General features: G+C 61.2%; 26 protein-coding genes. 10 read left to right on the top strand and 16 right to left on the bottom strand.

Annotation, left to right across the window (positions count from 1 at the left end; all coding sequences use genetic code 11):
• From modB to LOY67_RS16985, 3 genes are all read right to left on the bottom strand, one after another.
• Positions 1–681 carry a molybdate ABC transporter permease subunit gene (gene modB, locus LOY67_RS16995; RefSeq protein WP_265063594.1) on the bottom strand — a complete coding sequence of 227 codons (681 nt, stop codon included), beginning with the start codon at positions 679–681 and terminating at the stop codon, positions 1–3.
• Entirely contained in the window at positions 682–1,434 is a 753-nt protein-coding gene (modA, locus tag LOY67_RS16990) for a molybdate ABC transporter substrate-binding protein (RefSeq protein WP_265063593.1), read from the bottom strand.
• Between the two features lie 224 nt (positions 1,435–1,658).
• Positions 1,659–2,732, bottom strand: a complete 1,074-nt coding sequence (locus LOY67_RS16985; RefSeq protein ID WP_265063592.1) for an NAD(P)H-dependent flavin oxidoreductase — start codon at positions 2,730–2,732, stop codon at positions 1,659–1,661.
• A gap of 150 nt (positions 2,733–2,882) precedes the next feature.
• Here LOY67_RS16985 and LOY67_RS16980 point away from each other — a divergent pair, with 150 nt between their 5' ends.
• Positions 2,883–3,371 carry a GyrI-like domain-containing protein gene (locus tag LOY67_RS16980; protein ID WP_265063591.1) on the top strand — a complete coding sequence of 163 codons (489 nt, stop codon included), beginning with the start codon at positions 2,883–2,885 and terminating at the stop codon, positions 3,369–3,371.
• Here the strand turns inward: LOY67_RS16980 and ada are convergent.
• From ada to LOY67_RS16955, 5 genes are all read right to left on the bottom strand, one after another.
• Positions 3,335–4,408 carry a bifunctional DNA-binding transcriptional regulator/O6-methylguanine-DNA methyltransferase Ada gene (gene ada / locus LOY67_RS16975; protein WP_265063590.1) on the bottom strand — a complete coding sequence of 358 codons (1,074 nt, stop codon included), beginning with the start codon at positions 4,406–4,408 and terminating at the stop codon, positions 3,335–3,337. The genes LOY67_RS16980 and ada overlap by 37 nt on opposite strands.
• A gap of 88 nt (positions 4,409–4,496) precedes the next feature.
• Positions 4,497–5,177, bottom strand: a complete 681-nt coding sequence (gene alkB / locus LOY67_RS16970; RefSeq protein WP_413776139.1) for a DNA oxidative demethylase AlkB — start codon at positions 5,175–5,177, stop codon at positions 4,497–4,499.
• Positions 5,164–5,874, bottom strand: coding sequence for a 2OG-Fe(II) oxygenase (locus LOY67_RS16965; protein WP_265063589.1), 711 nt, complete (start codon positions 5,872–5,874; stop codon positions 5,164–5,166). The genes alkB and LOY67_RS16965 overlap by 14 nt, the downstream gene beginning before the upstream one ends.
• 269 nt (positions 5,875–6,143) lie before the next feature.
• Positions 6,144–6,311 carry a hypothetical protein gene (locus tag LOY67_RS16960; RefSeq protein WP_265063588.1) on the bottom strand — a complete coding sequence of 56 codons (168 nt, stop codon included), beginning with the start codon at positions 6,309–6,311 and terminating at the stop codon, positions 6,144–6,146.
• Between the two features lie 23 nt (positions 6,312–6,334).
• Positions 6,335–6,637 carry a DUF1883 domain-containing protein gene (locus LOY67_RS16955; RefSeq protein WP_041022208.1) on the bottom strand — a complete coding sequence of 101 codons (303 nt, stop codon included), beginning with the start codon at positions 6,635–6,637 and terminating at the stop codon, positions 6,335–6,337.
• Positions 6,638–6,841: 204 nt separating this feature from the next.
• On the opposite strand from LOY67_RS16955, the gene LOY67_RS16950 reads away from it, so the two are divergent.
• Positions 6,842–7,192, top strand: coding sequence for a hypothetical protein (locus LOY67_RS16950; RefSeq protein WP_265063587.1), 351 nt, complete (start codon positions 6,842–6,844; stop codon positions 7,190–7,192).
• A gap of 26 nt (positions 7,193–7,218) precedes the next feature.
• Here the strand turns inward: LOY67_RS16950 and LOY67_RS16945 are convergent, their stop codons facing one another.
• Positions 7,219–7,500: a hypothetical protein gene (locus LOY67_RS16945; protein ID WP_265063586.1), complete on the bottom strand. Its 282-nt coding sequence runs from the start codon at positions 7,498–7,500 to the stop codon at positions 7,219–7,221.
• Positions 7,501–7,617: 117 nt separating this feature from the next.
• Positions 7,618–7,833: a hypothetical protein gene (locus LOY67_RS16940; RefSeq protein WP_265063585.1), complete on the bottom strand. Its 216-nt coding sequence runs from the start codon at positions 7,831–7,833 to the stop codon at positions 7,618–7,620.
• A gap of 235 nt (positions 7,834–8,068) precedes the next feature.
• Here LOY67_RS16940 and galU point away from each other — a divergent pair, with 235 nt between their 5' ends.
• From galU to ahpF, 4 genes are all read left to right on the top strand, one after another.
• Entirely contained in the window at positions 8,069–8,908 is an 840-nt protein-coding gene (gene galU, locus LOY67_RS16935; protein WP_003182953.1) for a UTP--glucose-1-phosphate uridylyltransferase GalU, read from the top strand.
• 362 nt (positions 8,909–9,270) lie between these two features.
• Positions 9,271–10,626: a glutathione-disulfide reductase gene (gene gorA, locus LOY67_RS16930; RefSeq protein WP_265063584.1), complete on the top strand. Its 1,356-nt coding sequence runs from the start codon at positions 9,271–9,273 to the stop codon at positions 10,624–10,626.
• 250 nt (positions 10,627–10,876) lie between these two features.
• Positions 10,877–11,440, top strand: coding sequence for an alkyl hydroperoxide reductase subunit C (gene ahpC, locus LOY67_RS16925; RefSeq protein WP_265063583.1), 564 nt, complete (start codon positions 10,877–10,879; stop codon positions 11,438–11,440).
• Positions 11,441–11,565: 125 nt separating this feature from the next.
• Complete coding sequence (gene ahpF / locus LOY67_RS16920) at positions 11,566–13,128, top strand: alkyl hydroperoxide reductase subunit F (RefSeq protein ID WP_265063582.1); 1,563 nt, start codon at positions 11,566–11,568, stop codon at positions 13,126–13,128.
• Positions 13,129–13,319: 191 nt separating this feature from the next.
• Here ahpF and gloA read toward each other — a convergent pair whose 3' ends face one another.
• Positions 13,320–13,841, bottom strand: coding sequence for a lactoylglutathione lyase (gene gloA, locus LOY67_RS16915; RefSeq protein WP_265063581.1), 522 nt, complete (start codon positions 13,839–13,841; stop codon positions 13,320–13,322).
• Between the two features lie 173 nt (positions 13,842–14,014).
• Here gloA and LOY67_RS16910 point away from each other — a divergent pair, with 173 nt between their 5' ends.
• Positions 14,015–14,551, top strand: a complete 537-nt coding sequence (locus tag LOY67_RS16910) for a DUF4946 domain-containing protein (RefSeq protein ID WP_265063580.1) — start codon at positions 14,015–14,017, stop codon at positions 14,549–14,551.
• Positions 14,552–14,645: 94 nt separating this feature from the next.
• Here the strand turns inward: LOY67_RS16910 and LOY67_RS16905 are convergent, their stop codons facing one another.
• Together LOY67_RS16905 and LOY67_RS16900 are read right to left on the bottom strand one after the other, a co-directional pair.
• Complete coding sequence (locus LOY67_RS16905; protein WP_265063579.1) at positions 14,646–15,011, bottom strand: histone-like nucleoid-structuring protein, MvaT/MvaU family; 366 nt, start codon at positions 15,009–15,011, stop codon at positions 14,646–14,648.
• A gap of 324 nt (positions 15,012–15,335) precedes the next feature.
• Positions 15,336–16,202, bottom strand: a complete 867-nt coding sequence (locus LOY67_RS16900; protein ID WP_265063578.1) for a LysR family transcriptional regulator — start codon at positions 16,200–16,202, stop codon at positions 15,336–15,338.
• Between the two features lie 231 nt (positions 16,203–16,433).
• Between LOY67_RS16900 and LOY67_RS16895 the strand changes: the two genes are divergently transcribed.
• Together LOY67_RS16895 and hppD are read left to right on the top strand one after the other, a co-directional pair.
• Positions 16,434–17,378 carry a DMT family transporter gene (locus LOY67_RS16895; RefSeq protein WP_265063577.1) on the top strand — a complete coding sequence of 315 codons (945 nt, stop codon included), beginning with the start codon at positions 16,434–16,436 and terminating at the stop codon, positions 17,376–17,378.
• 248 nt (positions 17,379–17,626) lie between these two features.
• Positions 17,627–18,703, top strand: a complete 1,077-nt coding sequence (gene hppD / locus LOY67_RS16890; RefSeq protein WP_265063576.1) for a 4-hydroxyphenylpyruvate dioxygenase — start codon at positions 17,627–17,629, stop codon at positions 18,701–18,703.
• A gap of 120 nt (positions 18,704–18,823) precedes the next feature.
• On the opposite strand, the gene rarD is transcribed toward hppD, so the two are convergent.
• The 3 genes from rarD to LOY67_RS16875 all read right to left on the bottom strand — a co-directional run bounded on the left by rarD (position 18,824) and on the right by LOY67_RS16875 (position 22,418).
• The gene (gene rarD / locus LOY67_RS16885) at positions 18,824–19,708 is read right to left on the bottom strand and encodes an EamA family transporter RarD (protein ID WP_265063575.1); all 885 of its coding nucleotides are present in this window, start codon (positions 19,706–19,708) and stop codon (positions 18,824–18,826) included.
• Positions 19,709–19,902: 194 nt separating this feature from the next.
• On the bottom strand, positions 19,903–20,916 hold the full coding sequence (locus tag LOY67_RS16880) for an aldo/keto reductase (protein WP_265063574.1): 1,014 nt from the start codon (positions 20,914–20,916) through the stop codon (positions 19,903–19,905).
• A 191-nt stretch (positions 20,917–21,107) separates the two neighbouring features.
• Positions 21,108–22,418 (bottom strand): MFS transporter, encoded by a 1,311-nt coding sequence (locus tag LOY67_RS16875; RefSeq protein ID WP_265063573.1) that lies wholly within the window; start codon positions 22,416–22,418, stop codon positions 21,108–21,110.
• Between the two features lie 160 nt (positions 22,419–22,578).
• On the opposite strand from LOY67_RS16875, the gene LOY67_RS16870 reads away from it, so the two are divergent.
• On the top strand, positions 22,579–23,703 hold the full coding sequence (locus LOY67_RS16870) for a sugar diacid recognition domain-containing protein (RefSeq protein WP_265063572.1): 1,125 nt from the start codon (positions 22,579–22,581) through the stop codon (positions 23,701–23,703).
• The last annotated feature ends 56 nt before the right edge of the window (positions 23,704–23,759 follow it).

The following is a 23,759-nucleotide window of genomic DNA, read 5'->3' as shown; positions in this document are numbered from 1 at the left end:
TCAGCTCCAGGCTGCCCGGGTCCTGCGGCTGGAATACAGCGCCAGCAGCACAACGAATGAAAATACCAGCATCGCCGCCGCCAGCCAGTGGGCCTGGGCGTATTCCAGGGCTTCGACGTGATCGTAGATCTGCACCGACACCACCCGGGTTTTTTCCGGGATATTGCCGCCGATCATCAGCACCACGCCGAACTCGCCGACGGTGTGGGCAAAGCCGAGGATGGCGGCGGTGATGAACCCGGGGCGGGCCAGGGGCAGGATGACGCTGAAGAAAGTGTCCCAGGGACCGGCGCGCAATGTGGCGGCGACCTCCAGTGGGCGATTGCCGATGGCCGCGAACGCGTTCTGCAACGGCTGCACCACAAACGGCATGGAGTAGATCACCGAACCAATCACCAGCCCGGTGAAACTGAATGTGAGGGTGCCCAGCCCGAGGGTCTGGGTAACCTGGCCGATCCAGCCATTGGGGCCCAACGCCAGGAGCAGATAGAAGCCGATCACCGTGGGCGGCAGCACCAGCGGCAGAGCCACCACCGCACCCACTGGCCCGCGCAACCAGGATTGGGTGCGCGACAGCCACAGGGCGATGGGCGTGCCGATGAGCAGCAGGATCACCGTCGTCAGCGAGGCGAGTTTCAGGGTCAGCCAGATCGCTGAATAATCGGCACTGGTCAGCGGCATTTAGCGTTGGTAACCGTAGGCTTGGATGATGGCGGCGGCTTTCGGGCCCTTGAGGTAGTCCATCAGGGCCTTGGCGGCGGGGTTGTCGCGGCCCTTGTTCAGGATCACCGCGTCCTGTTTGATCGGGTCGTGCAGTTCGGCCGGGACGATCCACGCCGAACCGCTGGCGAGCTTGCCGTCCTTGTATACCTGGGACAGCGCCACGAAACCCAGTTCGGCGTTGCCGGTGGAGACGAACTGATAGGCCTGGGTGATGTTCTGGCCTTCGACGATCTTGCCCTTGACCTGTGCGGTCAGCCCCAGTTTGTCCAGCACTTGGGTCGCAGCCAGGCCATAGGGCGCGGCTTTTGGATTGGCGATGGACAGGTGCTGGAAGCCGTTATTCTTGAGCACCTGGCCCTTATCGTCGACATAGCCGTCCTTGGCCGACCACAGCGCCAGCGTGCCGATGGCGTAGGTGAAGCGCGAGTCCTTGACGGTGTCGCCTTCGCTTTCCAGCTTGGCCGGGGTGCTGTCGTCGGCGGCGAGGAACACTTCGAACGGCGCGCCATTCTTGATCTGGGTATAGAACTGCCCCGTTGCGCCATAGGCCGCGACCAGTTTGTGGCCGGTGTCTTTTTCGAAGTCGGCGGCGATGGCCTGGATCGGCGCGGTGAAATTGGCGGCCACGGCCACCTGTACTTCATCGGCCTGGACGGCGCCAGCGGTCAGGAAAGTGCTCAGCAGCAACGGCGCGAAAAGGGTGGGGCGCATTGAAGACTCCATAGGGGGCGGGTTCGCTATATACGGAAATATATAGCGAATGCCTGGCAAACGGAATGTGAGTTTTGCGCTGTTGCAGTTGGCAGTGGGCTGAATGTGCCGGCCTCATCGCGAGCAGGCTCGCTCCCACATGGATCTACGCTTGATCCTGCTGCAACACCAGACCCTGTGGGAGCGAGCCTGCTCGCGATGGCGTCCTGGCCGGCGATGAACTCTCAGGAGCCCGACCCCTTGCCAAGCCGTGCCAGTGCCTCATCCGCCAGGCGCCGCGTCAGCTCGCCGGTCGGCAGTTCCCGGCCCAGAGGAAACGCCTGTCCGGCCCAGAGGTTGCTGAAGTCGGCTTCATCCTTGGCGCGCAGCGGCATCAACGCACCACCTGCCAGGGGAAATGCCGGTGCCAGCGGGCTCATCGGGCCGACTTCGCGCATCACCCGGTTGACGATGCCCCGGGCCGGACGCCCGGTGAACAGGTTGGTCACAGCCGTCTGGCTTTCCTTGGCCGTGCGCAGCGCCCGGTGATGGGACGCGCTGATCTTGGCTTCGGGGGTGAACAGGTACGCGCTGCCCAACTGCACCGCCGATGCACCCAGGGCGAACGCCGCGACGATTCCCCGCGCGTCACCGATGCCGCCGGTGGCGATCACCGGTACGTTCACCGCATCCACTACCTGGGGAAGCAAGGCGAACAGGCCCACCTGGGTGTTGAGGTCGTCGCTGAGGAACATCCCGCGATGGCCGCCGGCTTCATAGCCCATGGCGATGATTGCATCGCAACCGTGCTGCTCCAGCCAGATCGCTTCCTCGACAGTGGTCGCCGAAGAAAGGATTTTCGCCCCGGTGGCCTTCACCCGATCCAGCAGGGATTGCTCCGGCAGGCCGAAATGGAAGCTGACCACTTTCGGCCGCAGCGCCTCCAGCACCCGGCAGGCCGCGTCATCGAATGGCGTGCGGTTGGACACCGGCGTCGGCGCATCGAAATCGGCGCCCAGTTCCTCGTAGTAAGGCTTGAGCCGTTGCTTCCAGGCCTCGGCCCGCTGTTCATCGAAAGCCGGCGGCTGATGGGAGAAAAAATTCACGTTGAACGGCTTGTCGGTCTGTTCGCTGATCGTTGTCAGCGCCTGGCGCAGTTGCTCGACATCCAGCATCGCCGCCGGCATCGAGCCCAGCCCGCCGGCATTGCAGGCGGCGATCACCATGGCCGGCCCGGTCACCCCGGCCAGCGGCGCCTGGATAATGGGCAGCTCGATACCGAGCAGGTCGAGAATGCGGGTGTCTGGCCATTGGCTCATGTGCAGGGTGCTCCGGCAGCGCAAGGAAACCCTGTTTGTAGCAGGTGTGACCCCGCCAGGACCAGTCGAGTTTTTCAATCGAACGCAAGCGCTTGATCCCCCGGGTGAGAGGATTACCATGCGTGCTTCACTTACCCAGGAGCCTTAACCATGGACGTTAAACTCAAGGCAGTCGAACCCTTCAGCGTGGCGGGTTTGCAGGTCCGTACCCGCAACACCGATGAGCAGCAAGCCGACACGGCAAGGATCGGCCCGATGTGGGAACGGTTTTTCACCGAGGGGCTGTTCGACCGGATTCCGGCCAGGCAGTCGGAGTCATTCGTCTATGGGGTGTATTCCAACTATGAGTCGGATGCGACCGGCTACTTCGATGTGACCGCCGGCGTGGAGGTCGACGCGACGAGCCCGGGCTACCCCGCCGTGGACATCGAGGGTGGGGATTACCTGGTGTTCTCGGCCAAGGGGGCGATGCCCGATTGCGTGATCCAGACCTGGGGCCTGATCTGGGCATACTTCGCCGACAACCCGCAGACCCTGCGCCGCTTCGCCACCGATTTCGAGGTCTACAGCGGCCCCGATGCGGTGGCGATCTACATCGGCGTTCAGTCCCCGGACGAGCGCTCCAGCGCCAGCAACTGACGCTTGCGCTCCACGCCCCAGCGATAGCCCGAGAGGTTGCCGTCGCTGCGCACCACCCGGTGGCAAGGGATCGCCACGGCCAGGCTGTTGGCGCCGCAGGCCTGGGCCACCGCGCGCACGGCCTTGGGCAGGCCGATGCGCTGGGCAATCTCGGCGTAGCTGGCGGTGCTGCCCGGCGGAATCTCCCGCAGGGCCTGCCAAACCCGTTCCTGGAACGCCGTGCCCTGTAGATCCAGGGGCAGGTCCAGGCCCAGGGCGGGCGCTTCGATGAAGCCGACCACCTGGGCGACCAACTGCTCGAATTCCCGGTCGGCGCCGATGAGGTTGGCGCGGCGGAACTTGTCCTGCAGGTCGCGGACCAGCGCCTCCGGGTCGTCCCCCAGCAGGATTGCGCACACGCCGCGTTCGCTTTGCGCCACCAGGATCGCCCCGAGGGAGCATTGCCCGACGGCGAAACGGATGTCGGTGTTCTGCCCGGCGGCGCGGTAGTCGGCGGGTTTCATGCCCAGCACTTTATCGGCGGCTTCATAAAAGCGGCTGTTGGAGTTGAAACCGGCGTCGTACAACGCTTCGGTGACGCTCCCGGCGTCGGCCAGGCGTTCACGCACCTTGCGCGAGCGGTGGGCGGCGGCATAGCCCTTGGGTGTCAGGCCGGTGACGGTCTTGAAGATCCGATGGAAGTGGAAAGGACTCAAGCCTGCGCTCTGCGCCAGTTCATTGAGCCCCGGCAGTTCCTCGGCCGCCTCGATCTGCCGACAGGCCGCCGCGACCCGGGCCGCTTGTTGGGCGGCCACCTGGGTCTGGTCCCTGGCGGCGCGTTTGCTCGGGCGATAGCCGGCCGCCTGGGCCTGTTCCGGCGTGTCGAAGAATTCGACGTTACGCGGATTGGGCAGGCGCGACAGGCTGCTGGGGTGGCAGTAGATCCCGGTGGTTTTCACGCCGTAGACGAATTGCCCGTCGGCGCGTGGGTCCCGGGCGAGCACGGCGGCCCAGCGAGGGTCCAGTTCAGGGGCGAGGGTGTTCGAAGTGGTGTTCATGGTCGTTCTGTCCATTGGCCCGTTTTGGCTACAGTAACCAGCCTGCGGGAGGGCGACACTCCGGGTCTTGCGGTTGAATTCTGCATGGTCAGCCGGCGGTGCGGAATGTCATGTTGATCCGCTGCGCGCCGAACCGTGGATGACGACCATCCTTGAGCGGCAACACGCCGTGATAGCGCAGCCGGTCGACGCCGCCCCAGACCACGATGTCGCCATGAAAGAGTGGAACGCGCAAGGTCTTGTCGCTGCGCTCGAACCCGCCGAACTGGAACATCGCCGGCAGACCGAGGGACATCGACACGATGGGGGCGCTGAGGCTGCGTTCGTTCTTGTCCTGATGCAACGACATCCGCGCCCCGGGCACATAGCGGTTGATCAGGCAGGCGTCGGGCTCGAAGTGCTCGAAGTGCGCCGCTCGGGCGGCGGCCTGGGCCAGTTCGCGGAACAGCGCCGGCATGTCCGGCCAGGGGCGGCCGGTCTGTGGGTCATGGGCAGTGTAGCGATAGCCGCTGCGGTCGGTGGTCCAGCCCAGCGCGCCGCAACTGCTCAAGGCCACCGACATGGTAAAGCCGCCAGGCGTGACCATCTGCCGGAACGGCGCGGCCTGCAAGACCGTTTCCAGGGCCGGCAGCAAACGCTCCAGCCAGGGCAGGGCGAACCCGCGCAGGACGAACGCCTGCTGGCCGATCCGTTCGATCTGGCCGGATGTCGTCGGCGGTTCGTCGGCGAACAGGTCCAGCGTGATCGGGTTGTCGTCATTGCGCATCATGAAAAATGATTCCCAGGGTGTGCCGTTGGCCGCTGTGCACGCGGCTGACGCCATGGCGCATGTTCACCCGATAATAACCGCGAACGCCTTTGACCGGCCGTTGATGCACGGCAAACACCACGGCATCGCCCTGTTTCAGACCGATGACCTGGGGGCGCGACTGCATGCGCGGGCGTTGTTCGGCGAGCACGAACTCACCGCCGGTAAAGTCCTGGCCCGGTTCCGACAGCAATATCGCCACCTGCAAGGGAAACACCTGCTCGCCGTACAGGTCCTGATGCAGGCAGTTGTAATCCTCGGGGCCGTATTGCAGCAACAACGGGGTCGGACGCTGCTGCCCGGCCCCATGGCAGTGCCGAATGAAATCGCAATGCGCGTCGGGGTATCTCGTCTCAAGGCCCATGCGTTCGTTCCAGCGGTTCGCCAGGGGGACCAGCAGCGGATACAACGCTTCACGCAACTGCTGGACGATAGCGGGCAAGGGGTAGCGGAAATACTGATACTCGCCGCGCCCGAAGCCATGGCGGGCCATGATCACCCGGGAACGGAACAGCCCAGGCTGCGAGTACAGGCTGCTGAGCTGTTGGCATTGAGTCGCCGACAGCAGGTTGCGGAGCACGCCGCTGCCATCCTGCTCAAGGCTCTGTTCCAGGGCTGGTCGGTTGATTGCACTGATGGATTGGGTCGGAGGGGACATGGTGACAATCCTGGGGGGGAGGATTGGTCAGTTTGGTGGGTGTCCTGTTGATTAACACTCCGGGGCTTGCGGTCAATGTTCCATTGTGGACCGGGGGCCATCTCTCACGCCGCATCACCCTGTGGCGAGGGGATTTATCCCCGCTGGGCTGCGAAGCGGCCCCAAAACAGTCAACTCAATTTGCCTGTTACACCGAGGTGTCAGGATTTAGGGCCGCTTCGCGCCCCAGCGGGGATAAATCCCCTCGCCACAAAGCTCCTGGGAAAACTTTACAACGCCTTGCTGACCTTGACGTCGCTGATCACATCGTCGGGTCCATGCGACGCCTCCAGCGCTGCCCGGGCTTCTTCCTCGGTGCCGGTTTCCAGCTGCGCGAACTCGAAGCGGCGTTCGTCGTTGAGTTTGTACTTGATGACGTATTTGGTTGTCTGGGCCACGGTTTTGCCTATGCGAGCAGGGCTCAGCTCAGTTTCGAGCTGGAGCGTCGGATGATTTTGATCTTGTGGGTCAGGGTCGGCTTGCGCGTGACGCTGATGGCCCGGCGGCTGACGGTGTCGATGGTGATGTTCCAGAAACCGGTGCTCGGTGCGGTGATCCGCGCCGGGAACGTGTCGAACGCGCCGCCATGGTAAGTGTGCCGTCCGCCATTCTTGAAGCTGCGGAAGTTGGCATCGTTCATCAAGCGGATGTTGCACGTTTGGGAGCATTCGATGACGACGATGTCGTCCTCGTTGAGGTGCTCGCGTTGGTGGATGAATTTCATGGGCGCCTCCAGAAGGGCTTTTTCTACACGCTCGACACGGTAGGGGGCTGCAATAATGGCGCGCAGTTTATCAGCACCGACGGCTAAATATCCGGCCCGCGCCGTGGCTTTGCTGATTTAGCGCGGCGCGTCGGATAAAAAAGCGCAGGGCGCCGGAGAAAAACGGCGTTTACACTGTCCGAGGGTCTTTATCGGAGGAATCATATGAAGCGTAGTGTGTGGGTGTTGGCATTGGCCGTGAGTGGATGTGCATCGGTATCGGACATCAACCAGACGCCGCCCACCATGAGTGTTATCTCCGGTAAGAAACCTCAGGAATATGCCAAATGCGTCGCCGACAAGCTGGCCGACAGCCGCGGCGCGTTGCAGATGGAACCCCACAAGAACGGCGTCCGGCTGATCGTCCCCGGCAAACTCTCGAGCCTGCCGGCGGCGGTGTTCGACATTGACGAGCGTTCCAGCGGCAGCAGCATCAAGCTGCATGAAAGCATGTCCAATGTACCGGTGCGCCCGGGTGATGTGCAGGCTGCGGCCAACGCCTGCATTTCCGGCTGAGGCAGGGCCTCAGGTTCGCCTGGACCTTACTTGCACACCACCACGACACTGCGGCTGGTGAAGTTGCCGACGTTCACGCCCAGGGTCTTGTCGCTTTCATTGGCCTGGGGCGTGCCATCAGTACCGACGATACGGTAGCCGGTGCCGGCACAGGAGGCATCTGCCTTTTCATAGCAGGCGGCCCAGGAGTTGGCTTCGCCTGAGCAGTCGATGGTCAGGCCCTGCTCACCGTTGGCCAGGTAGGTATTTTCCGTCGAGGCACAACCCGCCAGGGCCAGGACCGTAAACAGCGCCAGAACAGTTCTCATGAAGTGGTCATCGAAAGGAGGGGGGACTGCGCGAGGTTATAGCGAATGGGCATTTCGGTACAGATAAACAACAGGCCCGCGTCAATGCCGCATGGCGATTGACGCGGGCCTGTCCGGTTATTTCTTGCGGCGATCGGTGCGTGCCGGAGCTTTTTCACGCTCCTTGGTCGCAGGGGCAGGGCGCTCATCCTGGAACACCGCGGCCACTTCCACCGCCATTGTCTTGGTGGGCAAGGGACCGGCAACCTGCTCGCCGTGGTAGTTCACAATCCACCACTGACCGTCCTTGTCCTGACTGACTGAATAACCGTTTGCGTTTCGTGGTGCCGACATCTAGCTGCCTCATTGGCGGGATCAAGGGCGCCATGATACGCCAAATGCACGCAAATGGTGCCTGCGGGCCTGCAGGAAGACCGTTGAACCCCCCGAAACGAAAGGCGATTGAACTATCCGACGGTTTATTTCTCTATGATGGCATCGGTTGGCCAGTGCAGGCATTGTAAGGTGCCTGCGGCCTGATTAGACTGCGCCGAAACTCGTCGTACACACCGCCTTTTAAAGGATTCATATGATCAAGAAATGCTTGTTCCCTGCAGCCGGTTACGGTACTCGCTTCCTGCCAGCGACTAAGGCCATGCCCAAAGAAATGCTGCCGGTGGTGAACAAGCCACTGATCCAGTACGGTGTCGAAGAAGCCCTCGATGCGGGCCTGACGGAAATCTCCATCGTGACCGGCCGCGGCAAGCGCGCGTTGGAAGACCATTTCGACATCAGCTACGAGCTGGAAAACCAGATCAAGGGCACCGACAAAGAGAAATACCTGGTCGGCATCCGTAAACTGCTGGACGAGTGCTCGTTCTCCTACACCCGCCAGACCGAAATGAAAGGCCTGGGCCATGCGATCCTGACCGGCCGTCCGCTGATCGGCGACGAACCCTTTGCCGTGGTGCTGGCGGACGACCTGTGCGTCAACCTCGAAGGCGACGGCGTGCTGACCCAGATGGTCAAGCTGTACAAGCAGTTCCGCTGCTCCATCGTGGCGATCCAGGAAGTCGACCCGCAGGAAACCAACAAGTACGGCGTGATCGCCGGCGAAATGATCCGCGACGACATCTACCGCGTGCATAGCATGGTTGAAAAGCCAAAGCCTGAAGATGCACCGTCGAACCTGGCGATCATCGGTCGCTACATCCTGACGCCGGACATCTTCGACCTGATCGAACAGACCGAGCCAGGCAAGGGCGGTGAGATCCAGATCACCGACGCGCTGATGAAGCAGGCCCAGAATGGCTGCGTCATGGCCTACAAGTTCAAGGGCAAGCGTTTCGACTGCGGTGGCGCCGAAGGCTACATCGACGCGACCAACTTCTGCTTCGAGAACTTCTACAAGACCGGCAAGGCTTACTGATAGCCCACGCCGCGAACTGAAAAACGCCCCGACTGGTTCGGGGCTTTTTTTTTGCGCAATGCATTGCCATGTCTGGCACAGACCCCCTGTGGTGAGGGGATTTATCTGTGGCGAGGGGATTTATCCCCGCTGGGCTGCGAAGCAGCCCTAAAACCAGGCGACTTGGGTGTGTCAGGCAGATTGAGTTGGTTGCTTTGGGGCTGCTGCGCAGCCCAGCGGGGATAAATCCCCTCGCCACAGGATCCGCGCTCGGCTTTGATTAAGCTCACACTGGCATTTTCATTTTCCGCCCCCATAACCAACGCAACGCTGGCCCATCTGGAAACAGCGGGTATGCTGGTGGCCTGCCAAAGGAGACAGTAATGGCCTACGATTTTGACCTGTATGTGATTGGCGCCGGTTCCGGTGGTGTGCGGGCTGCGCGGTTCGCCGCCGGTTTTGGTGTCAGGGTGGCCGTGGCGGAAAGCCGCTACCTGGGCGGTACCTGCGTGAACGTCGGTTGCGTGCCGAAAAAGCTGCTGGTCTACGGTGCGCACTATGCCGAGGACTTCGAGCAGGCGTCGGCCTATGGCTGGTCGGCGGGCGAGGCGAGTTTCGACTGGGCCACGCTGATTGCCAACAAGGATCGGGAGATCAACCGCCTCAACGGCATCTATCGCAACCTGTTGGTCAACAGCGGCGTGGCCTTGCATGAGGGCCATGCGAAGATCACCGGTCCCCATGAGGTCGAGATCAACGGCCAGCGCCACACCGCCGAGCACATCCTGGTCGCCACCGGCGGTTGGCCGGTCATCCCGCAGATTCCGGGGCGTGAGCATGCCATCAGCTCCAACGAGGCCTTTTTCCTCAAGGAACTGCCCAAGCGCGTGCTGGTGGTGGGCGGTGGCTACATTGCGGTGGAGTTCGCCGGGATTTTCCACGGCATGGGCGCACAGACGTCCCTGCTGTATCGCGGTGAGCTGTTCCTGCGCGGCTTCGACGGCGCAGTGCGCAAGCATCTGGCCGAAGAACTGACGCGCCGCGGCCTGGACCTGCAGTTCAACGCCGACATCGAGCGCATCGACAAGCAGGCCGATGGCAGCTTGAAGGTGACCCTCAAGGACGGCCGCACGCTGCTCACCGACTGCGTGTTCTACGCCACCGGCCGGCGGCCGATGCTCGATAACCTCGGCCTGGAGAACACCGCTGTCACGCTGGATGAGAAGGGCTTTGTCCAGGTCAATGAAAAATACGAGACCACCGAGCCGTCGATCCTGGCTATTGGTGACGTGATCGGGCGCGTACAACTGACACCCGTTGCCCTGGCCGAGGGCATGGCGGTGGCGCGGCGTCTGTTCAAGCCCGAGCAGTACCGCCTGGTGGACTACCGGATGATCCCCACCGCGGTGTTTAGCCTGCCGAACATCGGCACGGTGGGCCTGACCGAGGAACAGGCCCGGAAAGAGGGGTATGAAGTGCAGATTTTCGAAAGCCGTTTCCGGCCGATGAAGCTGAGCCTGACCGACTGTCAGGAACGTACGCTGATGAAACTGGTAGTGGATGCCCGGACCGACAAGGTCCTGGGTTGCCACATGGTCGGCCCGGATGCCGGAGAAATCGTCCAGGGCCTGGCCATCGCCATCAAGGCCGGCGCCAGCAAGCGCGATTTCGACGAAACCATCGGCGTGCATCCTACCGCCGCCGAAGAATTCGTCACCATGCGCACCCCCACGGCTTAACCCGTTACATTGTAGGAGCTGTCGAGCGCAGCGAGGCTGCGATCTTTTGCTTTCGTTCTCAGGATTTAATTGCCTGGGGAAAGATCGCAGCCTCGCTGCGCTCGACAGCTCCTACAGAGATTTTTTCTATCTATACAGCCCGTTGATAGCCAAAACCAATTATTCGCATCAGCTTTGCCAATGAGCCAGGCCGGGAATGAGTGGGTAAGCTTCCCTCCATCAACTTTTCAACCCTGATGGAGAAACATCGATGCCTATCATCAACAGCCAAGTTAAACCGTTCAAAGCTACCGCATTTAAAAACGGCGCTTTCATCGACGTGTCGGACGCCGACCTGAAAGGCAAGTGGTCTGTCGTGTTCTTCTACCCAGCCGACTTCACCTTCGTTTGCCCAACCGAGCTGGAAGACCTGGCTGACAACTACGCCGAGTTCCAGAAGCTGGGCGTCGAGATCTACAGCGTGTCGACCGACACTCACTTTGCCCACGCGGCCTGGCACAACACTTCGCCAGCCATCGGCAAGATCCAGTACACCATGATCGGTGACCCGACCCTGACCATCTCCCGCAACTTCGACGTGCTGATCGAAGAAGCCGGCCTGGCTGACCGCGGTACTTTCGTGATCAACCCTGAAGGCCAGATCAAGATCGTCGAAATCAACGACGGCGGTGTAGGCCGTGACGCTTCCGAGCTGCTGCGCAAGATCAAGGCCGCTCAGTACGTTGCCGCTCACCCGGGCGAAGTCTGCCCAGCCAAGTGGAAAGAAGGCGAGGCCACCCTGGCTCCGTCCCTGGACCTGGTCGGCAAGATCTAAGTCCATGCGTCATCGCGAGGGCGATCAGCTCTTGATCCAGTAAGCCGCTTCGCCCCCGAAAACGCCCGGGCGAGATTCGCCCGGGCGTTGTTTTTTCTGAAATTCAAAAAATGGAAATCGCCCGTATGTTGGACGCCAATCTTAAAGCTCAGTTGAAGTCATATCTGGAACGGGTCACCCAACCGATCGAGATCGTTGCATCCCTCGACGACGGTGCGAAATCCCAGGAAATGCTGGCGCTGCTCAAAGACATTGCCAGCCTCTCCACCCAGATTACCTTGCTCGACAACGGCACCGATGCGCGCAAGCCATCGTTCTCGTTGAACCGCCCGGGAGCCGATATCAGCCTGCGTTTCGCCGGCATTCCCATGGGCCACGAATTCACTTCGCTGGTACTGGCCTTGCTGCAAGTCGGCGGCCATCCATCGAAAGCCAGTGTCGAAGTCATTGAACAGATCCGCGCCCTTGAAGGCGAGTTCAACTTCGAGACTTATTTCTCGCTGTCCTGCCAGAACTGCCCGGACGTGGTCCAGGCGCTGAACCTGATGGCGGTGCTGAACCCGAACATCCGCCACGTCGCCATCGACGGTGCGCTGTTTCAGGCCGAGGTCGACGAACGTCAGATCATGGCCGTGCCGAGCATCTACCTCAACGGTGTGAACTTCGGTCAGGGCCGCATGGGCCTGGAAGAGATTCTCGCCAAGATCGACACCAGCGGCATCGAACGCCAGGCTGAGAAAATCAGCGCCAAGGAGGCCTTCGATGTGTTGGTGGTCGGCGGTGGCCCAGCCGGTGCGTCGGCGGCGATCTACGCGGCCCGTAAAGGCATCCGCACCGGTGTGGCGGCCGAACGCTTCGGCGGGCAGGTGCTCGACACCATGGCCATCGAAAACTTCATCTCGGTCCAGGAAACCGAAGGGCCGAAACTGGCCGTCGCCCTGGAAGAGCACGTCAAGCAGTACGACGTGGACATCATGAACCTGCAACGTGCCGATGCGTTGGTACCCGGCACGGACGGCGCGCTGCATGAAGTCCGGTTCGCCAGCGGTGCGCGCCTGACGGCCAGGACCGTGATCCTGGCTACCGGTGCCCGCTGGCGTGAAATGAACGTGCCGGGCGAGCAGCAATACCGCAACAAGGGCGTGGCGTACTGCCCGCACTGTGACGGTCCGCTGTTCAAGGGCAAGCGCGTGGCGGTGATCGGCGGAGGCAACTCCGGCGTCGAAGCGGCCATCGACCTGGCCGGTATCGTGGCCCATGTCACCTTGCTGGAGTTCGATGTGCAATTGCGCGCCGACGCGGTGTTGCAACGCAAATTGCACAGCCTGCCGAACGTGACGGTGATCACCAACGCCCAGACCACCGAAGTGACGGGGGACGGTCAGAAGGTCAACGGCCTGCGTTACAAGGATCGTCCAAGCGGTGAAGTACGCGACGTGGCGCTGGAGGGGATTTTCGTGCAGATCGGCCTGTTACCCAACACCGATTGGCTCAAGGGGACCGTCGAGCTGTCACCGCGTGGCGAGATCATCGTCGACGCCCGTGGCGAAACCTCGATCCCTGGCGTGTTCGCCGCCGGTGACGTGACCACCGTGCCGTACAAGCAGATCGTGATCGCGGTGGGCGAGGGGGCCAAGGCTTCGTTGAGCGCCTTCGATCATCTGATCCGGACTTCTGCGCCGGCATAAGCAGCCGCACGCTGGAAAAACAAAACCCCATGGGCCTGGCTCATGGGGTTTTTTATTGAGCTTCGTATATCCACCGCCGAGCCCTGTGGGAGCGAGCCTGCTCGCGATAGCGTCAGTTCAGTCAACATCGATGTCGACTGATACACCGCTATCGCGAGCAGGCTCGCTCCCACAGGTGGCCAAGGTGAGCTTTAGAGCGGTGCCGGCTGGATAATCTCGACCCAGTAACCATCCGGGTCCTTGATGAACGCCAGGCTTTTCATGCGGCCGTCGCTCAGGCGCTTCTGGAAGTCGCAGCCCAGTGCTTCGAAGCGCTCGCAAGCTGCGACCACATCCGGTACCGAGATGCAGATGTGACCGAACCCGCGTGGGTCGGTGTTGCCGTTGTGGTAAGCAAACGCCGGGTCGCTTTCGGTGCCATGGTTGTGGGTCAGTTCCAGGATGCCGGGGATCGATTTCATCCACTCGGTACGCGCCGCGGCGTCTGCCGGGATCTGGCGCTTGTCCACCAGGGCGAGGAAATACAGGCTGAACTCGGCTTCAGGAAAGTCGCGTTTTTCCACCAGGGAGAAACCCAGTACGCGGGTATAGAAATCCAGGGATCTGGTGATGTCCTTGACCCGCAGCATGGTGTGGTTGAAGACGAAATTGGCCGTGGCGGCATCGGGTTGGGCGGTGACGCCCGGGAAAGTGTCGAGTTCGTGCAGGCTCATGGGCCCTCCGGAAAATAAGTGGGGCAAACGGCGTCGCAGGGCTTGGCGCGACGGTTCTGTGGCTTGCGTCAAACATGATACGCAGGGGGCGCGGCATCGCCAAACCGTGTGCGGCTATTGCCTGGTTCTGTGGCGGGCTTCAGACTTCGCGATTCGTCCTTGAGTGCAGCGCAATGATTCGACCGTGCCTTTCGTTGTTCGTCCTGTTTTTTGTCGTTGTCGCGAGTGCCGGCGTTCAGGCAGGCGAACCGCAGGTCACCTGGCCCCAGGGCTGGTTCATCGAGCCGCTGCCCGCCGACGCATCCGCCGCGCCGGCGGCACCGGGAACTTCGCGCCAGCGTGCGACCAAGAATGACCCGGCAGGCAACGCGGTCATGGTCATGGAACTGACCGCAACGCCCGTCGAGCCCGGTCATCAAGTCAACTTGCAAGGTGTGCTGCTGGAAATGCGCAAGTCAATCCAGAAGGATTTTTTCCAGGGTGGTTATCAAAGTGTGTGCAATAAGATTCACGCCTCCCTATTGGGTGGGGTAACCGCTCTGGAAACTACCTGTACGATCACGCAGAACGGCCGACATGTGTTGTCTCAGACACTGGTCGCAGCACTTAATGAGGGCCGGGCTTATGTACTGTCCTACGCGGGGCAGGCGCAGGTGTTTGTTGAAAGCCAGGATGAAATACAGTCGGTACGAAATAGCCTGAAACTATAAGGCGATCAAGCTAATACGCCAGGGCTGCCTCATAAGTTTGAGCCCATGAAAAAAGCCCTGAAATGCTCAGGGCTTTTTTTATTCATCCCGGATGTCAGGTACGTACCCAGGAGTCGACGGTGCTTGCACCGTACTGTTCTTTCCAGGCTTTCAGGCCACGGTGATTGCCGCCCTTGGTTTCGATCAGTTCGCCGGTGTGCGGGTTCTGATAGACCTTGACCACCCGCGCACGGCGGGTTTTAGGGGGCTTGGCCGATGAAGGTCCCGCTTTTGACGGGTTCGGGTCAAGAATTGCGATGATATCGCGCAGGCCCTTGTTGTAGGTCTTCATCAGCCCCTGGAGCTTTTCTTCGAATTCGATTTCTTTCTTGAGCCCGGCATCATTCTTCAGCAACTCCAGCTGTTTGAGCTGATCCTGAAGGGCCTTTTCGGCTTTACGAAATTCAACGAGTCTGGACAATTATCGTTACTCCAATCAAATATATGGCTGAGACCAACCGCAGACAAAGCTATAAGCCAAGCGCTTTGAAGCGACTCGGTGATAAATGACTCTCCTGCTATCCAGCACAGGCAGAAAAAATTGTAGTAGTTAAACCAGACAGTGTAAATCTTATCTTTTTCGTCATGTAACAAGAGCAAACGTTTTCCTCAAGTTGAATCGCTGTCTGGGGCAGGTCGGAGTGTGTGCCAAGTATAGGTTTAAGTGGGTAATTCGATTGAAAGTTGTGCTTCGATTATCAAGAGATGGCGTTGTGATATCGCCTCGCTGGAATCAAGCCTTTTTTCATTCAATAGACAAGGCCAGTTCAATAAATGCCTGGGTGGCGGGCGAGACCTGGCGGCTGTCCAGCACCGCCAGGCCGATCCGACGCGGAACCGGGGGCGCCAGGGGGCGTATGACGAAACCCGGATGATCACCTTCCGGCAGCGAGCCTTCGGAGACCACGGTCACGGCCTCACCCTGGCTGATGGTGTTCAACGTACTGAGCAGTTGTGAACAGCGATAGCGCACGTTCGGCGTGAGCCGGGCGGTATTGAACAGGCGTGTGACCAGTTCCGCCGATCCGGCCTCGGTGAGCACGAAGGGGTCGTCGCACAGGTCCCTGAGGCTCAGGCTGGTTCGTGCGGCGAGAGGATGGCCGGTGGGAAGGAGGGCGACCATCCGGTCTTCCATCAGGGCGAACGTATCGAAACGGTCCTCGGGCAGTACCACGAAGCCGACATCGATCCGTCGCTCGTCCAGCCACTGGATGACTTGCCGGTCCGGCCCTTCGTCGATGTGCACTTCAATTCCCGGATGCAAGGCGCGGTAGCGCTGCAGGATGGCGGGCAACAACTTCACCGATGACGTTGGGCCGAACGAGCCGATGCGCAAGGTGCCACGGCGCATGCCGCGGGCGTCGGCGGCCTCCTGGCGCAGGGTATTGGCCAACCCGAGCATGGCACGGGCGCGCAGCAGCAGTCGCTGACCGATGTCGCTGGGTTCCACCAGGGATTGATGACGCCTGAACAGCTCCACCCCCAGCTCCTGTTCCAGCGACTTGATGGCATGGGACACGGCTGACTGGCTGATGCCCAGGCGCGTCGCCGCAGCGGTGAAGCCACGCAGCTCGGCCACCAGGGAGAAGATTTCGAGTTGGGTGAGGGTCATGAGGGATTGCTCATTTTACGATGACTTAATATGAGCTAGATAATGGGGTACTAGATTCGAACTGGATAGACACAACCTTGTGGCGAGGGGATTTATCCCCGCTGGAGCGCGCAGCGCTCCCTTTGAATAACCTGCCGTATCGCAAGATTTTGGGGCCGCTACGCTGCCCAGCGGGGACAAATCCCCTCGCCACAAGGTTGTGTCCCTCGTTTTATTTGTCTGTGGTGGCCCATGAAAACCCTCGAACAAACCTTACCAACCCCCTCGGACCTGCCGGTGTACCTGAAGCTGTCCCTGGTCACCATGATCTGGGGCGGCACCTTCGTGGCTGGCAGGATTCTGTCCGATGCCCTGGCGCCTTTGCTGGCCGCCAGCCTGCGCTTCTTGCTGGCCAGCGTGGCGTTACTGCTGTTCCTCGCCCTGGCGAGAATTCCATTGGCCAGGCCCACGCTGAAACAGGGGGTGCAACTGGCGGTGCTGGGTTTTTTCGGCATCCTCTTCTACAACTTGTGTTTCTTCTACGGCTTGCACTACATCAATGCCTCGCGGGCTTCGCTGATCGTGGCCTTGAACCCGGCAGTGATCGGCCTGGCGTCCTGGTGGCTGTTCAAGGAGCGGCTGAGTCGGTTGAAGGTCGCCGGGATCGTGCTGTGCATCGGCGGCGCGGGGCTGGTCATCGTCAGTCGCGATCCTGCCTTGCTGCAGACCGGCGCGCAGAGCTGGATCGGCGATCTGCTGATTTTTGGCTGCGTGCTGGGCTGGGGCATCTATTCGCTGTTTTCCCGGAGCCTGAATGAAAGCCTCGGCCCGTTGCAGACCGTGACCTGGTCGATCCTGCTGGGCACGCTGATGCTGTGGGTGGCCTGTGCCGCCGGGGGCGAGGTTCGCTTCGAAGCCCTGCGCGGGCTGGACATCAGGCAATGGCTGAGCCTGCTCTACCTGGGCGTGTTGGGCTCGGCCCTGGCCTACATCGCCTGGTACGACGGTATCCGCCGGATCGGTGCAACCCGTTCCGGTGTGTTCATTGCCCTCAACCCGCTGACGGCGGTGCTGCTGGGGGCGCTGCTATTGGACGAACGGCTCACTGCCTTGATGTGTGTGGGCGGCGGGTTGATCCTGACGGGCATTTTCCTGTGCAACAAACCCCTTGCGCGGTCGGCGGAAAAGACGATTTGATACAGGAGGCGGACAAATTCGGTTACGCTGTGTAGAATCGATTTACGCATATAAGAATAACGTCTTCTGGCAGCAGAAGCCTCGCCCGCAAAAGCCTTGGGTCGACAATGAAGATACTTGGGTTACAACTGATCTATGGCGATTTCCTCGCCCGCAGCGTTCGCGGTATCTCCTGCGCGCCACCGCACGCCCTCAGCATCGCCCGCAACTAACGTTCCGTTAATTGATAAGCATGATGAGGTGCCGACATGGCAGATCTATACGAAAACCCGATGGGCCTGATGGGCTTTGAATTCATCGAATTCGCATCCCCTACACCCAATACCCTGGAGCCGATCTTCGAGATCATGGGCTTCACCAAAGTCGCTACGCACCGTTCCAAGGACGTGCACCTGTATCGCCAGGGCGCGATCAACCTGATCCTCAACAATGAACCCCATAGCGTGGCGTCGTACTTTGCGGCCGAGCATGGGCCGTCGGTCTGCGGCATGGCGTTCCGGGTCAAGGATTCGCAACTGGCCTACCGGCGTGCGCTGGAACTCGGCGCCCAGCCGATCCATATCGAAACCGGCCCGATGGAGCTGAACCTGCCGGCGATCAAGGGCATCGGTGGTGCGCCGCTGTACCTGATCGACCGTTTCGGTGAAGGCAGTTCGATCTATGACATCGACTTCGTGTTTCTTGACGGCGTCGACCGTCATCCGGTGGGCGCGGGCCTGAAGATCATCGACCACCTGACCCACAACGTGTATCGCGGCCGCATGGCCTACTGGGCCGGCTTCTACGAGAAGCTGTTCAACTTCCGCGAGATCCGTTATTTCGACATCAAGGGTGAGTACACCGGCCTGACGTCCAAGGCCATGACCGCTCCGGACGGCATGATCCGTATTCCGTTGAACGAAGAGTCGTCCAAGGGCGCCGGGCAGATCGAAGAGTTCCTGATGCAGTTCAACGGCGAAGGCATCCAGCACGTCGCGTTCCTCACTGACGACCTGGTCAAGACCTGGGATGCGCTGAAGAAGATCGGCATGCGCTTCATGACCGCGCCGCCGGACACCTACTACGAGATGCTCGAAGGGCGGTTGCCGAACCACGGCGAGCCGGTGGATGAACTGCAATCGCGGGGCATCCTGCTGGACGGCTCTTCCAACCCGGACGACAGGCGCCTGCTGCTGCAGATATTCTCGGAAACCCTGATGGGGCCGGTGTTCTTCGAATTCATCCAGCGCAAGGGCGACGATGGGTTTGGCGAAGGCAACTTCAAGGCGCTGTTCGAGTCCATCGAGCGTGATCAGGTGCGGCGTGGGGTGTTGACGACTGAGTAACAGTTAAACCCCGAGTGTGGGAGCGAGCCTGCTCGCGATGGCGATGTGTCAGTCACTATTGCATTGACTGACAGGCCGCCATCGCGAGCAGGCTCGCTCCCACAGGGGATTGGGGTAATTTCAAGCGCGGCGTCGCTGCCGCGTCATGTGCCTGAAGCCTTCGAACACCAGCACCGCCACGGCCATCCAGATCGGGATATAGGTCAGCCATTCTCCGGCCTTGATGCTTTCGCCCAGCAGCAGCGCTACCACTAGCAACAGCACCGGTTCGACGTAGCTCAACAACCCGAACAGGCCGAACGGCAACAGCCGGCTGGCGAGGATGTAGGACACCAGCGCCGACGCGCTGATCACCCCGAGCACCGGGATCAGCAGCGACAGCCACGGGTACTGATCGAACACATTGAAGCCTTGCTCACCGCTCTGCACGAACCAGAGTGCTACGGGTAGCATCAGTGTCATGTCCAGCCAGAGCCCGCCCAGGTTATCGGTCTTGATGCGTTTGCGCAGGACGAAGTAGATGGGATAGCCGATCACCACCAGCAAGGTCGCCCAGGAAAACCCGCCTACTTGATAGAACTCGTTGCACACGCCAAGGGTGGCGAAGAACACCGCGACTTTCTGCAGGTATGACAGGCGTTCGCCATAGACGATGCGCCCGGTCAGGACCATCGACAGCGGCAACAGAAAATACCCCAATGACACATCCAGGCTGTAGCCGTTGAGTGGCGCCCACATGAAAAGCCAGACTTGCGCGGCCATCAGTATCGAAGACACCATCGCGCCGATCAGCAATCGTGGGTTGGCAATCAGGCGCTGAACCAGTGCCGTGACCAGTTTCCATTCCCGCGCCATCAGCATGAACACCGTCATACACGGCATCGTCAGCAGCATGCGCCAGCCAAAAATCTCCACGCCGGTCAGCGGTGCGAGCAGCGAGGTGTAGTAATACATGACGGCGAACAGCACGGAGGCTGAGACCGATAGGGCGATGCCTTTGGACACAATAACTCTCTGGAAGAATGAATCAGTACACCTTGAGCGATAAACCTTGTGGCGAGGGGATTTAGCGAAACGTTGCACCGCCCCGCTGGGCTGCGAAGCAGCCCCTGGACCTGACAACACTTTGTGTCAGATTGCAAAAGAGGGGGGCTTCGCCCCCCAGCGGGGAGAAATCCCCTCGCCACAAGTCACTGGTTTTATGACGTACGCGGCACGCGTCCCGGCACGAAATGCCCCACATCATTGAACCCCGGTGTCGACGCATGTCCCGGCGTCACCAGCGAATCGATGAAGGCCTCATCCTCGGCGGTGATCGTCACCGCTTGCGCCTTGGTGTAGCCATCCCACTGTTCCTCGGTGCGCGGCCCGACGATGGCTGAGGTGACGGCGCGGTTGTTCAGCACCCAGGCGATGGCGAACTCGACGATACCCACGCCCCGTTCCCGGGTGTACTGCTGGATCTGCTGGGCAATGCGCAGGGACTCGACCCGCCATTCGGTTTCCAGGATGCGTTTGTCCTGGCGGCCGGCGCGGCTGTTGGCGTCCGGTGCGGCATCCGGCGCATATTTACCGCTGAGCACACCCCGGGCCAGGGGGCTGAAGGGCACCACGCCAAGGCCATAGTTCTGCGCGGCGGTGATCTGCTCGGTTTCTGCCTGGCGGTTGACGATGTTGTACAGCGGCTGGCTGATCACCGGTCGGTCGACGCCCAGGCTGTCGGCGATGCGGATCACTTCGGCGATGCGCCAGCCACGGTAGTTCGACAGGCCCCAGTAGCGGATCTTGCCCTGGCGGATCAGGTCGCCGATGGCCGACACGGTGACCTGCAGCGGAGTGTTGTGGTCTTCGCGGTGCAGGTAATAGATGTCCAGGTAATCGGTGCCCAGGCGCGTGAGGCTGGCCTCGATGCCATTGAACAGGTGCTTGCGGCTCAGGCCGCTGCGGTTGGGCACGCCGTCCGGCGGGCCGAAGCCGACCTTGGTGGCGAGCACCCACTCCTGGCGGCGACTGGCAATCGCCTCGCCGACGATCTCTTCGGAACGGCCGTTGGTGTAGACGTCCGCCGTGTCGATGAAGTTGATGCCCTGGTCCCAGGCCTTGTCGATGATCCGCAACGAATCCTCGGTGCTGGTCTGTTCGCCGAACATCATGGTACCCAGGGTCAAGGTCGAGACTTGTAACCCGGAGTGACCCAGTGTGCGGTAGCTCATGACAAGATCCTTTTTATCGATGGGAAAGGCTCAATCAAACCCCAGAACGACCGTGTGGATCAAACACATTTATCAAACACCCCTGAACCCCTTTGGGAGCGAGCCTGCTCGCGATAGCGTCAGTCCAGTCAACATTGATGCTGACTGACACACCGCTATCGCGAGCAGGCTCGCTCCCACAGGGTTGGGTGTCAGGCTTTAAGTGTACGGGTCATGCGCAACGCCAGCCCGCTCCCGCAGACAATCACCCCCGCCAGCAGGTACAGCGCCGCATCGGTCGACCCGCTGGCATCTTTCACCCAGCCCACCAGGTACGGGCTGAGGAAGCCTGCCATCTGGCCCATGGAGTTGATCAACGCCAACCCGCCGGCTGCCGTGCCCGCGCTGAGCAGGGCGGTGGGTACCGGCCAGAACATCGGCAGGCCGGTGAGGGCGCCCATGGTGGCGATGGACAGGCCGAGAATGGCGATGGCCGGGGTACTGGCGAAATTGACCGCGATCAGCAGCCCCAGCGCGCCCATCAGCATCGGTACTACAAGATGCCAGCGACGTTCCTTGCGCAGGTCCGCTGAGCGGCCCACCAGCAACATGAACAGCGCTGCCAGCAGATAGGGAATCGCGCTCAGCCAACCGATGGTCAGGTTATCGCTGAAACCCAGATTCTTGATGATCGACGGCAGCCAGAAGTTGATCGCGTACACGCCGCTCTGGATGCAGAAATACACCAGGCCGAAGGCCCAGATCGCCGGGTTCCTGAACACGGCCAGCAGGGAGTCGCTGTCGGTCTTCGGTTTGTTCGCCAGGTCCTCGGCATGGTCGGCGGTGAGCACGGCGCGTTCCTCGGCGGTCAGCCACCTGGCGTTGGCGAAGGTGTCGCTGAGCAGGAAAAACGCCAGAGCCCCGAGGATGACGGTGGGAATACCCTGCAGCAGGAACATCCACTGCCAGCCCGCGAGGCCACCCTGGCCCGCCGCGAAGTGGTTGAGGATCCAGCCGGAAAACGGACTGCCCAACAGACCGGACACTGGAATGGCCGACATGAACAACGCCATGATCCGGCCCCGGCGGAACGTCGGGAACCATTGCGAGAGGTACAGCACCACGCCGGGAAAGAACCCGGCTTCGGCAGCGCCGGTGAGCAGGCGCAGGGTGTAGAAACCGGTGGGGGTGGTGACGAACAACAGGCAGGTCGACAGTGTGCCCCAGGTGATCATCATCAGCGCGATCCAGCGCCGTGGGCCGAATCTGGTCAAGGCCAGGTTGCTCGGCACACCGCACAGCACGTAGCCGATGAAGAAGATTCCAGCGCCGAGGCCGTACACGGTTTCGCTGAACTTCAGCGCGTCGAGCATCTGCAGCTTGGCGAAGCCGACGTTGACCCGGTCAAGGTAATTGAACAGGTAGCAGATGAAGATGAAGGGAATCAAACGCAGGGTGATGCGTTTGTAGACGCTGTTTTTTTCGTCTGGAGTAGCCAGAAGGGCTGCTGCGCTCTGGGACATGGCGGGTCTCTCTTTATTATGATTTTTGCGAGCCAAGGGGTAACGTTGACCGCCCCTTGAGTCTCGGCCAGCCCAGGGCCTTGTGTCTTTGTGCCTGGGCACAGGGTTTGAACACAGACCCTGTGCGCCTGACCAATCACCCTTGCAAGGAACACCGCCCATGTTCGAACTCGATCACGACCTGGCGCAGGACATCGTCGACCGGGCGATGGCGATCCTGCCGTACAACGTCAATGTCATGGATAACCAGGGCCTGATCCTCGGCAGTGGCGAGCGCGAGCGGATCAATACCCGCCACGAGGGCGCGCAACTGGTCCTGGCCAATGGTCGGGTGGTGGAGATCGACGCGCACACGGCCTTGCAGCTCAAGGGCGTGCAGCCGGGCATCAACCTGCCGCTGATGCTCGATCAACGGCTGATCGGCGTGCTGGGCATCACCGGCGAGCCGGAGCAGTTGCGCACCTATGCCGAGCTGGTGCGCATGACCGCCGAAATGCTGCTGGGCCAGCGCAACCAGCAGGCCGAACAGCAATGGCGCCGCCAGCGTTGCGATGACTTGCTGGCGTTGTTGCTGGGGGACGCGGGGGATTCGCCACGGTTGCTGGATGAAGCGCGGCAGATGGGCCTCAAGCCGCAATTGTCGCGGGTGCCGTACCTGTTCGAATTGGGCCTGGAGCATGGCCCCGGACAGACCGTCGAGGCCCTGAGCGCCTGGCTGATGTCCCGTTACCCCGACAGTTGGTGCCTGACTTCGTCCAAGTCCTCCTTGCTCTGGTGTCGACCGGTCACTGCCTCGGTGGAGAACGAGCGTTTGCTGGGCAAGCTCGACGGGCTGGGCTGGAACATCCTGCGGGTCGCGGTGGGCGGCCAGGCCGAAGGGCTTGCGGGACTGCGGCGTTGCTATCGGCGCGTGGGCGACTTGCTGGCCTATGGACGGGATGTGTTGCCGCTGTCGCGATTGCTGACGCTCAATCGCTATCGGTTGCCGGTGATGCTCTGGCGTCATCGCAATGATGATGCCCTCGATGAGTTGCTCACGCCGTTGCGCAAAGTCATCGCCAAGGACAGCAACGGCCAACTGCTCGCGACCTTGCGCAGTTGGTGTGAACACGACGGCCAGAGCCAGGCCTGCGCCGAAGCCCTCGGCATCCATCGCAACAGCCTGCGCTACCGCATGGAGCGCATCGCCGAGCTCAGCGGCGTGGACCCATTGCGACTGGACGGAATGCTGGCGTTGTACCTCGGCGTCCAACTGCTGCCGCAGACTGAGAGTACGTCCACATAACTTAATGTGGGAGCGAGCCTGCTCGCGATAGCGTCAGTTCAGTCAACATCGATGTG

Origin of the sequence: Pseudomonas sp. B21-056 (assembly GCF_026016325.1) — a bacterium.
In the GTDB taxonomy this organism is placed as follows: Bacteria; Pseudomonadota; Gammaproteobacteria; order Pseudomonadales; family Pseudomonadaceae; genus Aquipseudomonas.
Note: the sequence above shows the minus strand (reverse complement) of the source record. Positions and strands in the feature narration are given on the sequence as shown.